This window comes from Limnobacter sp. CACIAM 66H1, from assembly GCF_001601825.1.
In the GTDB taxonomy this organism is placed as follows: domain Bacteria; phylum Pseudomonadota; class Gammaproteobacteria; order Burkholderiales; family Burkholderiaceae_B; genus Limnobacter.
The window spans coordinates 1-12,535 of the sequence record NZ_LUJK01000070.1; the positions used below are offsets into that span (position 1 = coordinate 1).

Genomic DNA, 12,535 nt, shown 5'->3' on the forward strand with positions numbered 1-12,535 from the left:
GAGAGTTCCTGATTGATTCGCGTGATATCGGCCTTCAGGTCCGGACCCCAGACGAAGTCTTGCCGTTTACTCAGAAATGCTGGTGCGCAGCGACGGTGGAGTTTGTCCCCCGACACGAAGATGTGGCAGAAAGGCAAGTAGAAAAGATAGGCAATGTCAGCACGATTCGAGGGCCGATCGGAAGAGATCAGATTGGCCGCGAGCGCAATTTGGAAGAAGATCTCGACTTTCAGCACGTGCGCCGCATAGCTTGCGAACTCCGCCAGCGACGGAAAGCCTGCGTCCGACCAACGCTGAATAATGGGACCCCACAGATGCTGCGGGATATGAACGAAGGAGAAGAGCAGACCGAGTTGCTGCTCCGGCGCAAATCTCGTATTCACAAGCGAGGCGGCGATGCCATACGCTTGCTCAATCGTCTTGCAGCTTTGAGGCGTTATGCCAAGTGCGCGCATCCTCGACGCAACTTCAGGCAGATTGAGATCCGACAGCATTGCACGCCAAGCAGAAGCCGACTCCCGTTCAATGTCTTGAAATTGCCCGCGCTGCCATCGGGAGAAGGCTTCGGCTTCGGGAGAATTCTTGAACACGACGCCCGCCTTGCCGTCTACGCCTCTGACCGGTCGGCCCCCTGCAAGGGGAACTTGACCAAAGTGCGGCGCCTCATGACCCATCAGGTTCGCTATGCAGATCTGTGAGTGATGTACGCAAGGCGCTCCCGACATGACAGGCGTTTTGTCCGCAATGATGCGGACAAGGTCTTCAGGAGTTCGTGTACCTACACGGGTTCGCTTGCTCAGATCGGCGAGGGTTTCAACAAAAAACAAGGGGCAGATGACAGGCAGAAAGAAATGATCAAACCACACCGACTCATCGAGCGTGAGAGACTGCAAGAAGGATTTGTCGAAGAGCGCTATTGGACCCACGGCGTCACCAACGAGGTCTAACGCCCAGCATCAGCGGCGGCGCGAAGCGCCGTCCGCTGCATGCTGTTGTTAGGCGACCAAGGGGAGACTGTCACAGCACCTCACCGATTTTGGAGAACAGGCGCTCGAAGCGTGCCAGTTCATCGGGCTTAAGTGTCGCAGCCGTCAGCGCCGGCAGTACCGCCTGCGCGACGCGGTAGTGGTTGAAGCCGCCATCCTTCAGCAGCGTGATGTTCTTTGCCTTGAGCCAGTGGTTGATGCGCTCGATCATGCGCGGCTGCGCGCCAAGATCGGCCGCGGTCAGCGTCACGCCGTTCAACTCCTTGCCGTAGGCTTGGTTGAACGCTTCGATATAGGCGTCGGTGGGCAACAGGTCTTCGATGTCGGCTTCGGCCGGAGCCGGGTCGATGAACATGGAGAAGTCGAGGACGCGCTTGCGCTCGATCAGTTTCTGCCGCACCAGGTCTTCCAGCTTCTGGTTAGGGCTGGCGGCGCGGTCATGCAACACCACGAGCTTCAGCTTGTTCGACCCGAGCAGCGCGACGAAGGTAGCCAACTTGTCCAGACCGCCGACCGGCACCAGAATCGCGTCCCCCACCCCCTGCTTGTCGCTGGCTTCCAGCAACGCGCCCATATGCTGCAGCAGAATCAGGTCCGCCGGCCCTTCGATCAGGACGTTTTTCTTGGCGATGAAGAGGTTCTGCGCGATGGAGTAGCCGAGCGCGGCCTGCAGCGGGAACACGCTTTCGTCCGATGAGCCGGCCAAGTCACCGGTGATCTTGGTGCCTTCCTTGACGCGGTCTTCGACGACTCGCACTTCGTCCAGGCACGCGCTGTCCACCATGAAAGGCGAGTGTGTCGTGTAGATGATCTGATGCTGCGTCGACAGCTCGCGAATGTAGGCCAGGAAGTCGGCCTGCGCCAGCGCGTGCAGGTTCAGGCCCGGCTCGTCGAGCAGAAGAACGAGCGCGTCCTGCGTCGCGGCGCGCGACTGCACGGCGTCGAACCAGACCAAGAAGCTGAAGAACCAGATGAAGCCCTTGCTGCGCTGGTCAAACGGCACCGTGACGCCGTGGCGGCGGTTCTTAATGCGGATATAGAGGTTGACACCGCTGTTGTAGGGCGCAACGTCCTTGCTATCGGTCTTGAGATCGAACTCTACGTCCAAGTCCTGGTTCTGCTTCCAGAACTCGAAGACCTTCTGGGTGATGTTCAGGCCGATGGCTTCTAGCTTCGCTTTCGCGGTTTCGTAGCCCTCGTCGCTCATCAACTCCTGCAGAGTCGTTCCGGCGAGCTGCAGAAGCCCCTGCGCGGTTTCGTCGGCGTCAGTCAATTGCTTCGCGGCTTCGCGCTGCTGCAGCGCAGGCAGATTGATCTTGCCTTCGAGCAGCTTGTAGTCGTCGAAGTAGAGGAACTTTGGCAGTGCCGGCAACAGGTAGGTCTGCCAGATATGGCCGTCAACCAGTCCCCAGCCGTTCGCCTTGATCGCCCGTGCACGCCACTGTGCAGCGAACTTCGCCAGGCGGTTGTCCGTTGGCAGGTTCAGGCCTTCGATTTTGGCAAGCACGTCGGCGAGCGACGTGGCCCCGGCAAAGACTTCGTCCTGGTGCTCCAGATCGCTTAGCGGCTTCTGCTGCGCGACCAAGGCCGCTTTCTGGTCGATATGGAAGCCGATGGTATTCGTGTTGGCGATGGTCGTATCGCGTATGAAGGTACTGCCGGCGGCGACGATCTGCGCACCCCCGAAGACTTCCTTGTTGATCGTGTCGGCCAGCTCCTTCTCGATGCGAAAAGTCAACTGCACGACCTTCTGATAGTTTTTCGCCTCGTGCTGAGGTCGGTAGCGCACCAGGTCCTTGCGCGGGTAATCGGCGACGTAGTCGTATCCGGCGGCGCCGAGCGGCAGCGCTTTATACAGCGCTTCGAGGAAGGCCGTCTTGCCGGACTCGTTCTTGCCAACCAGCACCGTCACGTCATCGGCAAGCGCCACGGGCGTTGAATCCTCAATGGACTTGTATTTCCAGACCTGCGCCTTGACGAGTGTTAGCACTATGCCCTCCGATTTCTCATGATTCCATCAACTGCGAGCGGGCTAGGATTGGTCGCCTAACTTGATTTATCGAATAACAAAGGCGATATCCATTTATCCGCACATAGCAAAAGATTTCTTTAAATTAACTATTTCAAATATTTACAAAGCATCGCATGAACAGGATGAAAAATAAACCTAGGTTATTCGCCGCAAAATGTTGAACCTGGAACTCGATTTCGAAGGTCAGATCTATCATCGACAACTGCTAAGGTTCCGAAGTCTGCTTTTGCAAATAACTCAGACGTCCCAGCCATCAGTCCTAATGGCTTCTTCGGCCGAATTGCGGTTACTCAATCAAAACAAGCGAATAATTTGGGCACAAGTGTGCCCTATTTCAAACCGATACTCTTGTGCCCATCGTGCCCAAAATTTTTGGGCACAGAATGGGCACAAACATGCTGAGAAAAACAAGCAGATTTTGGATAGAGAAGACTAGTTTTTGACGGAAACACCCAAACGGCGGGCTTTCGGAGGAAAACGAAAATGGCGCGGCTGGCGGGGATCGAACCCACGACCCTTGGCTTCGGAGGCCAATACTCTATCCACTGAGCTACAGCCGCGCAAGAAGGCGTTAGTGTACACCAGCGCTGGGATCTAGGATACTGACGGCATATGTCCACCGTACAACCAATAAAAATGAAAATCGCCAATATTCTTCGCACCAAAGTGGTGTTGATACCCCTGTTCATCCTTGTTTTTATTTACTTGTTTGCATGGGCCGGGTTGCCTCGCCTGGTGCACTGGCAGGCTGAAAAGCAGGTGCTTGAACGTTCCGGCCATGTGCTGAAAATGGACTTGCCCGAGGTCAACCCCTTCAAGCTGACCGTTCGGATCCCCAAGCTGAGCCTGGCCACGCCCGAGGGCGAGCAGCTGGTGGCGTTTGATCACCTTTTTGTAGACGTTTCCGGCACTGACCTGTTCACTGGCCTTGTTGCGCTGGATCAAATTGACCTGAAAAACCTGAACCTGAATGTGGCGCTGCTGCCCGGGGGCAAGAACAACTTCACCGCGCTTCTGGATGCTTTCAAAACTGAAGAGCCTGAAGAGGAAAACACCGAGCCACCTGCGTTTTTGTTAAGCCATTTGTTGATCAGCGATGCAGCTGTTGATTTTGAAGACCGCCGCAAACCCGATGGCCTGAAAACCCGCTTTGTGCCGCTGAACCTGGAGCTACGCGACTTGGCCACCCGTTCCGAAACCGACGGCGACTTTGTGCTGAATGCCGTGACAGGGCTGGACGCCGAACTGGAACTGCGCGCGCAAATTCAGTTGGCCGACCCTTCGGCCACGGGTGAATTCTCGCTGACTGGTTTGAACCTTGCCAAGCTTGAACCCCTATTGGCACCGCTTTTGCCCACAGCACCACCTGCTGGTAGCGCCGACCTGGCCTTGAACTTTGATGTGAACCTGAAGGAAGAGGCCACTGCATCGCAGGCCAATGAGACCGCCCCCACAGATGGTGACCCCCCACCAGCCAATCAAGCCGCGCAACCCAAAGTGTTGATCAGCAACATCAACGCAGAAGTGCGCGAATTCAGCATGGCCGCCAAGCCACAGGGTGCCAGTGCTGCTGCCCAATTCAGCAAGCTGAATGTCAACAACGCCAGCTTTGATTTGCAGGCCAACAAAGCTGAACTCACCGGAATTGTGCTGGCTGGCCTTCAGTTAAACCATGCCAGCAAGGCCAAGGCGATTGGTCTGGATACGATTGAAGTCGGCCCTATCCTCGTAGACCTTGCCGAACAACATGCAGAGGTTAACGCCGCTACAGTGAAAGGTGGCGCTGTGAATGTGAAGCGCAACGCCCAAGGTGAACTCGATTTGATGGCAGCGATCAACGACTGGGTTCCTGCCAAAAAACCAGCGGACAAGAACACGCCTGAAACAATCGACGAGGCACCTGCAAAACCTTGGACCTACGCAGTCAACACCATCGACCTTTCCGGCATTAATGCCAACATTCAAGACCAAACAGTGAGCCCCGCGTTAAACATTGGCTTGAACAGTATTGCGGTATCAACCAGCGGTGTGACACAAGACCTTTCCAAAACCCTGCCACTGAAAGCCAGCCTGAATGTGGCCAGTGGTGGAAGCATTGCTGTGAATGGCGACATCAACCCCAGTACCGCAGCCACTCAAATAAACATTGAGGTGAATGCACTGGCCTTGAAACCTGCACAGCCCTTCATCGGCCAATTTGCCAAACTGAACCTGGTCAGCGGCGCAATTTACACCAAAGGCAAAGCCACCTACAACGCCAAGGAACAAGGCTATGCCGGCAGCCTCACTGTGGCGGGCTTGCGGCTGAATGAAGCGGGCACCAACAATTCGTTTTTCGAATTCAAAAAGCTGTTTACCCCCGGCCTGCGTGTCAATGCCCAAGGCTTGAATATTCAACGCCTGACGCTTGAAGGTCTGGACACTTCGCTATTGATTGCGAAAGACAAATCAACCAACATCAGCCGAATTCTGGTGAGCAAGGAAGAACCGACAACGGCCACGCAGCCACAAGCTGAACCTGCAACACCAGCTGCAAATGCACCCCCCGCGTTTGCAGTCAACATTGATCGCTTCAGCATTGCGGACAGTGAACTGGACTTTGCCGATGAGTCGCTGTTCATCCCTTTCGGCACTCGCATTCACAGCCTGGAGGGTGTGTTGAACGGCTTGTCGAACAAGCCTGGGACGCGCGGCGAGCTTGCGTTGAAAGGCGCAGTGGATGAATTTGGCGAAGCCGATGCACAAGGCACCCTCAACCTGCTGGACCCCACGGCTTACATGGACATTGCCGTGAAATTCAGCAATGTGGAAATGCGCAATTTGACGCCTTATTCCGGCACATTTGCCAACCGCAAAATTGAATCGGGCAAATTGTCGCTGAACCTGGTGTACAACATTGAAAACCAGCAGCTCAACAGCAGCAACCAGGTGATTGTCGACAAACTGAAACTGGGGGAACGTGTGCAAAGCCCGCAAGGTCGCGACCTGCCCCTGGAGTTGGCCATCGCGATTCTTGAGGACAGCAACGGCCGTATCGATTTGGGCCTGCCCATCACTGGCGACTTGAACGACCCGCAGTTCAGCTACGGCGCCATTGTGTGGAAAGCCATTGGCAATGTGCTCACGAAAATTGTGACAGCACCCTTCCGGGCCTTGGGTGCCTTGTTTGGCGGCGGCGATGCCGATGAGCTGGGCAAAATTGAATTCACCGCCGGGGCCAATACGCTGAGCCCCTCACAACGCGAGGGTTTGAAAAAGCTGGGCGAAGCACTGACCACTCGCCCCAACCTGGCTTTAACCGTGCAAGGCACTTGGGCGCCAGTCGACAAAACCGCCATCCAGAACCTTCAAATGCGCCGCGCCGTGGCCGCCCAAGCGGGCGAAAAATTGCAGCCCGGTGAAAACCCCGGCCCCCTTGCCCTGAACAATGAGGCCACCCAAAAAGCGATTGAGGCGTTGTTTGAAAAACGTTTCAGTGGCGGTGAACTGGCCTCGATGAAAACCGGTTTCAGAAAGGCCAACCCGGGCCAGCTGGAACAAGGTATGGCGGGAAAGGCCTTGGGGCAAATTACCAATTTGTTCAAAGACACGCGCGAGCTGAGCGAGGCTGAAGTGAATGCACTGAAAGGCAAAAATTTCTACGCCGTGCTGGCTCAAAAGCTGCAAGACTCAGAGGAAGTGAGCACTGCACAACTGCAGGCCTTGGCCACACAACGCCAGCAATTGGTAAGCACCGGGCTGACTTCAGCGGGTGTGCCCGCCGAGCGCGTCAAAACCGATTCGCCCAAAGAAACCAAAACCAATGATGACAAAACCGTGCCAATGGAATTGGGTGTGGCTGTCAACAAGTGAGCAGCTAAAAACTAAACAATAAACCCCGCTTGGCTGGCCAACACCTCGCGGGTAACACGAATAAATTCGCGGGTCTTGGCGGGCATGGGGTTGGCGTAGGGGCACACGGCGAATATATCGGCCGGTGCACCCGCCCAGTCAGGCAAGACACGCACCAACGCGCCGGTCTTCAGTTCCTGCTGAATGTCCCATTCGGAACGCAGCAGCACACCCTTGCCCTGCAAGGCCCATTGCACAGACACATCACCGTCATTTGAACTCACGGGCCCGTGCACTTTCACGGTGGTTTCCTGCTTGCCGTTGCGCAACTGCCAATTGTTGAACGTGTGGTTCTCTTGCCGAATCACCAGGCAGTCGTGTCGGGTTAAGTCGCCCGGTGTGGTCAACTCACCCGCCGCAGCCAAATAGGAAGGCGCTGCACACAAGATGCGCCGGTTACTGGCCAACTTTTGGGCAATCAGCCTTTGGTCAGGTGGCTCGCCAAAGCGCACCGACAAATCAAAACCGCCCTCAATCAAATCAATCGGGTGGTCCGTCAGTTCAAGAATGACTTCCACCGCGGGGAATTCGGCATGGTAGGCCGACACCACGTTGGCCACATGCTTGCGGCCAAAACCCAGGCTGGCGTTAACACGCAACAGTCCACGCGGGGTGTCTTGCCCGGCACGCAAAGTGGCCTCCAACACATCGATTTGGCGAAGAATATTGGCGCCCTCAGCCAGGTAACGTTCACCTTCAGCACTTAAACCGATGCGCCGTGTGCTGCGGTGAAGCAGGCGAACGCCCAGCCTTTTTTCCAGTGCCGCGAGACGGCGGCTAACGGCAGGTGGTGTGACATCAAAGGCCATGGCAGCGCTGGCCAGGCTTTCATGGCGCACCAGTTCGCTGAAAAAAGCGAGATCAGACAACTGCTTCAAAACTTGCTCCAACAAAGATTCGTGCGTATTTGTTAATAATATTTTAAATATTGAATCATTGTAGATATTTTTATAACGAATACACTGAGCGCTTCCACATCTACAGCACACCACCCATGTCTTGGCTCGCTCTTCCTGATTTGCTCCTTGTTTTGTCGTTGGGCGCGGCTTTGGGTTTCTTCGGTGGGCTGTTTGGTATTGGGGGCGGCATTATTGCCGTCCCGCTTTTTATTATCGGGTTTGGCATGGACCAGGCCCTGGCCCAAGGCACCGCACTGGTGCTGATGGTGCCCAATTTGCTGATTGGCTGGTGGCGTTACAACCAGCATCACAGGCTGCCTTGGCTGGCTGTGGCTGCCATTGGCATCACCGCCACTGCAACCACCTGGTTAACCGCCAAACTGGCTGTTCGCCTTGATCAAGACATACTGCACTGGATATTCAACCTGTTCATTTTGATGGTGGGCCTGCGCATGTTGATGCTGCGAAAAAACCCCAGCGCGGATTCAAACAACAGCGATCAACCTCGCACTGCCACCATGCCCATCGTTGGTGTATTGGGTGGCACCAGCATGGGCCTGCTGGGCATGGGGGGCGGCCTGGTGGCCACACCCCTGTTAACGACCGTGTTCAAACACACCCAAACCACGGCGCAGGCTTTGTCGCTGGCCTTGGTGGCCCCCAGCTCGGTGATGGCACTGAGCACCTACGCCAATGCCCACCGCGTCAACTGGGAATTGGGCTTGCCCCTGGCTTTTGGCGGGCTGTTCACTGTATCGGCGGGTGTGGCCATCGCCCACTACCTGCCTGAAAAGGCCCTGCGCCGAAGTTTTGCAGCAGTCATGATCATTGCTGCTTTCTGGCTCATTTTGCAATCACTGCACACGCACTAAGCTTTTCCGGTAAGAATAGGGGCTTGTCCACACTCGCCTTTTTGCCTGATGAAGCTGGCAGCCCTGTTTCGTTTTGTCTTGTTTGCCACTTTGCTCGGCCTGGCCTCCAATGTGTGGATGGGCGAACGGGCAGACCAATTGCAAACGTCGCAGACAGCGCTGCTCACCGCCCGCTTGAATGCCATCAATGAATTGCGCTTGCTGCAATCCGAATTCGATGCACTGCAAACCCTGGTGGCCGCTTTTGTGGTCAGCAAAAACAGCCAGCACCTGGTGAATTATTACGAGCTGCTGGACGCCCACGCAGGCGCGCGCAAATATGCCCAGCCTGTCGACAATGTCTACTGGAGCAAACTGATCGCGGGCAACACCGAGGCGGTACCGCTGGTGCCCGCCGAAGGTGAAACGCTTGAAAGCCGTTTGCTTTCGCCACAAAATGTGGCGCCCAACCTCAGCGTAGATGTAAAAGCATCGGTCGAAAATATCCTTAGCCTCAGTAAACGTTTGCGAGAACGTGAACAAATTGTGTTTGCACTGACCCAAGGCTTGTACGACCCGGATGCGGGCAAATATGTATCAGAAGCGCCTGTGCGCGACGACCTTGCCATTCAAATGCTCTTCTCGGAAGAATACCTGGGCATGAGCAACGCCATTCGCGCTGAAATTCAAGGTCGAATTCGCGCAGTGGAACTCGGCTTTCAAACCGTGATAGCTGCCCAGGCCAACAACATCAAAGCCACTGCAAATTTCGACCTGTACCTGGGCTTGCTCGTTACCTTGATGGCCCTGGTGGGCTTGGCCGTGTTGCAACGCTTTGTGGTGGCACCGCTTCGAGAACTGAACAAGGTGAGCAAACAAATTGCGCAGGGTAATTACAGCGTTACCCTACCCAATCCCCGCTTTGTGACCGAAATGAGCAACCTTGTGAAGGGCTTTGCCCTGATGATTGGTTCATTCAAGCGGGAATTGGAACAGGGCGAGGCTGCAAGGTCAGCTGAATTGATTGCCTTCGAGGCCAAAATGGGGCGTGAACGAGCAGAAGCACAGGTGGAAGCACGCGGCATGTTGCTGGCCAATATGAGCCATGAAATCAGAACACCCATGAATGCCATTCTGGGGATGACCGCGCTCACCTTGAAGTCAGACCTGCCCGAGCAGGAGCGCAACTACTTGCTGAAAGTACAAGATGCAGCGAAATCGCTGCTGGGTTTACTCAACGACATCCTGGACTACTCCAAGGCCGAAGCGGGCATGGTGGAGTTCGAGCACATTCCGTTCACTCTGGATGAAGTACTGGCCAATTCATTTCTTGCGGTGCAAAGCCAGGCAGCCAGCCGAAACCTGATGTTGCTAAACGAGGTTGCGCCGGGTTACTCCAACCAGTTGGGTCAGCGCTTGGTGGGCGATCCTTCTCGGCTTCGACAAGTTCTGAGCAACCTGCTCAGCAATGCGGTGAAATTCACGGAAAGCGGATCGGTGCGTGTGTTCTCGAAACTGCAGACCCGTTCGGACACCGGGCTTGACCTGCGAATTGAGGTGCACGATACCGGCTCGGGTTTGAGCAAGTCACAAGTTGAGCGAATTTTTGAAAAGTTTGCGCAAGGCGATTCAAGCATCAGCCGAGTGTATGGCGGCACTGGATTGGGCTTGAGCATTGCCCGCGAATTGGTGATCCGCATGGGTGGCCAAATTTCAGTTGAAAGTACACCGGGCATGGGCAGTTGTTTTTGGTTCTCGGTGCCTGTGGTCTATGACAGCGACATCTTGATTGAACCCCTGCCACTGGGTTACCAGCATGGCGTGGTGTTTCACCAGCCAGGGCCAGTGGCCGACTGCGTGATGTCGGTGCTGAACGCCACTGGCATGCAAGCCACCCTGGTGAGTACGCTGGGGCAGTGCATAGACCACCTGGATGAAAACACTTGCGATTGGGTATTCATTCAATCGGATTTGCTGGACCCCAGTGAGCCGCTGCCTGCCGAACTCCTGGAGCACCTGAGCAACCCGGCTTTGCGGGTAGTGGCCATTGACCGTGATCTGCTTTCTGCCGACAGTGCGCTGCTGCAACTCTTGCCCTCTGAACTCACCAAACAACTGATACACCTGGCGCACCCGGTGTTGATGCAAGACATCTGCGCAGCGCCGCGCCTGGACCTGCCAAATTTGCCACAGCCTGGTGCAGCCCGGGAGTATCCTTCGACCCTTCAAGGAAAAAGTGCCCTGGTGCTGGAAGACCACCCGGTGAACCAGGAACTGGTGTGCTCCTACCTGAAAGCGGCAGGCATGCAGGTGACTGTGTGTGAGCACGGTCAGGAGGCTTTGGAGTTGTTGGACCCTGACGACGCGCCTCACTTTGATGTCATCATCACCGACCTTGAAATGCCGGTGATGGACGGCTATGAATTCACAGCCTGGCTGCGCGACCAAACCCGCTGGATGGACACCCCCTTGGTGGGCCTGACCGGGCATGCCTTCTCGGAGATACGCAACCGTTGTCTGGATTTGGGCATGGATGACTTTATCGCCAAGCCCGTGGAAGCCCGCGTGCTGTACGCCACACTGGCCGACCTGTTGCACGCCGAAACACCTTCACCTTTGCCCACACCACCTACCCTGCCCAATTTGTTCATGGAACACTGTGCCGACCTGCCAGCCAAGTTGCGCGGCCACCTGGAGCAGCTGGATGAAGTCGCCTTTGTGCGTGAAATACATTCCATGGTCAGCTTGTTGGCCTTGCTGGGCGAACAGGCTTTGCACCATGTATTCCGGGATTTTGAGCAAGGCTTGAACAACCAGACCATCGATGCCAAAGAAGTGTTGGACCAGATACGAACCGTGTGGCCTGCTTTGGTGAAGAAGTATTCCGAACTAGTCGAGAAGGCCACCCCCACCTAGGGGAAACCTACCCCCTGAAATGGTGAACCTCCCCGCAAACGGTGAACCCTCACCTATGCGATGCCACACCTTGGTAATGCAGTCGACAATACTTAAACGATGAACGGCAAGGCATTGGATTCAGCATGACCATTCGAGCACCCTATCAAGTGCTGCACAGCAGCCCTTACAAAAAATACTCCTTCGAGCGCGAGGTGTTTTTTGAAACGCTGGGTGCCTGTTGGGCTTTGAGTTCACGTAACATCAGTGGCCTGTTTGCGATGCAGCTGCAAATTGATTTGAGCCGTGTGCAGTTACTCTACGGCGTGCCCAGCTCCCATTTGCCCGAGCCCTTGCTGTTTCAATTCCTGAATGTATTTCAAACCCGGCCACGCAATGGCGTGCACGCTCAGCACATGCATGCAGAGCACAATGCGCTGGAAATGATCGAAGACATGAACGAAGCAGACTTCCTGAACTTCACCACCGGTTTTCAGGATGCTGTGAACCAGATTCTGGAACCGCTGGATTGCTGGACAAAAGAATGTCAGCAAGCCCACCTGGCCTTGAAGTACTACGGCCTGAACCTGGTTGAAACAGGCATGCGCGAATCGAAATTCAAGCGCACCTACGCCGACCTGCTGGTGAATTACCTGCTCACCACGCAACGTGTGTTTTTGCAGGAAAGCAAAACTTCCACCTACAACTTTTAATCGCGCTGCCAGGTTTCAAACCAAGCGCGGGCGCAGGTGTTGGCGCAACACCATTTTCAGTTCCAGAAACACGTCAGGATCGTTGAGCAAAGTCATGTGGTGCTTTTGCGCGAATGTGACGCGTTGCGCTTTGCCAGTGTCATCGGCCAGAGCAGAATCGGGTGTGACCAACCCGTCACCCACAGTGGTGTTCAACCAAGAGGAAGTGTGGTCACCAATCGTTGACCCGATCAGGTGAAACATCACTTCCTGACCATCGCGGGTTTGC

Annotated in this window: 8 protein-coding genes and 1 tRNA gene; 4 read left to right on the top strand and 5 right to left on the bottom strand. The window is 55.4% G+C overall.

Annotated features, from left to right (window positions below; translation table 11 throughout):
* The 3 genes from A0129_RS14550 to A0129_RS14560 all read right to left on the bottom strand — a co-directional run.
* Positions 1–926: hypothetical protein (locus tag A0129_RS14550; protein WP_291716117.1), on the bottom strand; the 926-nt coding region annotated here is incomplete at its 3' end.
* A gap of 91 nt (positions 927–1,017) precedes the next feature.
* Entirely contained in the window at positions 1,018–2,976 is a 1,959-nt protein-coding gene (locus A0129_RS14555; protein ID WP_008247186.1) for an AAA family ATPase, read from the bottom strand.
* Between the two features lie 526 nt (positions 2,977–3,502).
* Positions 3,503–3,578: transfer RNA gene (locus A0129_RS14560), tRNA-Arg, on the bottom strand.
* A 52-nt stretch (positions 3,579–3,630) separates the two neighbouring features.
* On the opposite strand from A0129_RS14560, the gene A0129_RS14565 reads away from it, so the two are divergent.
* Positions 3,631–6,870, top strand: coding sequence for a DUF748 domain-containing protein (locus A0129_RS14565; protein WP_291716119.1), 3,240 nt, complete (start codon positions 3,631–3,633; stop codon positions 6,868–6,870).
* An 11-nt stretch (positions 6,871–6,881) separates the two neighbouring features.
* Here A0129_RS14565 and A0129_RS14570 read toward each other — a convergent pair whose 3' ends face one another.
* Positions 6,882–7,787 carry a LysR family transcriptional regulator gene (locus A0129_RS14570; RefSeq protein WP_275272398.1) on the bottom strand — a complete coding sequence of 302 codons (906 nt, stop codon included), beginning with the start codon at positions 7,785–7,787 and terminating at the stop codon, positions 6,882–6,884.
* 116 nt (positions 7,788–7,903) lie between these two features.
* Here A0129_RS14570 and A0129_RS14575 point away from each other — a divergent pair, with 116 nt between their 5' ends.
* The 3 genes from A0129_RS14575 to A0129_RS14585 all read left to right on the top strand — a co-directional run bounded on the left by A0129_RS14575 (position 7,904) and on the right by A0129_RS14585 (position 12,267).
* Complete coding sequence (locus A0129_RS14575; RefSeq protein ID WP_291716121.1) at positions 7,904–8,680, top strand: sulfite exporter TauE/SafE family protein; 777 nt, start codon at positions 7,904–7,906, stop codon at positions 8,678–8,680.
* A gap of 48 nt (positions 8,681–8,728) precedes the next feature.
* On the top strand, positions 8,729–11,575 hold the full coding sequence (locus A0129_RS14580; protein ID WP_291716123.1) for an ATP-binding protein: 2,847 nt from the start codon (positions 8,729–8,731) through the stop codon (positions 11,573–11,575).
* A 125-nt stretch (positions 11,576–11,700) separates the two neighbouring features.
* A complete protein-coding gene (locus A0129_RS14585; protein ID WP_291716125.1) occupies positions 11,701–12,267 on the top strand; it encodes a hypothetical protein in 567 nt (188 codons plus the stop codon).
* Positions 12,268–12,282: 15 nt separating this feature from the next.
* Here the strand turns inward: A0129_RS14585 and A0129_RS14590 are convergent.
* Positions 12,283–12,535, bottom strand: a 253-nt coding sequence (locus A0129_RS14590) for a hypothetical protein (RefSeq protein ID WP_291716127.1), incomplete at its 5' end; no start/stop codon positions are given.

Bases quoted from the DNA above. Each gene is read 5' to 3' on its own strand.
- A0129_RS14565 (WP_291716119.1), top strand. From the start codon at position 3,631: ATGTCCACCGTACAACCAATAAAAATGAAAATCGCCAATATTCTTCGC.
- A0129_RS14575 (WP_291716121.1), top strand. From the start codon at position 7,904: ATGTCTTGGCTCGCTCTTCCTGATTTGCTCCTTGTTTTGTCGTTGGGC.
- A0129_RS14580 (WP_291716123.1), top strand. From the start codon at position 8,729: ATGAAGCTGGCAGCCCTGTTTCGTTTTGTCTTGTTTGCCACTTTGCTC.
- A0129_RS14585 (WP_291716125.1), top strand. From the start codon at position 11,701: ATGACCATTCGAGCACCCTATCAAGTGCTGCACAGCAGCCCTTACAAA.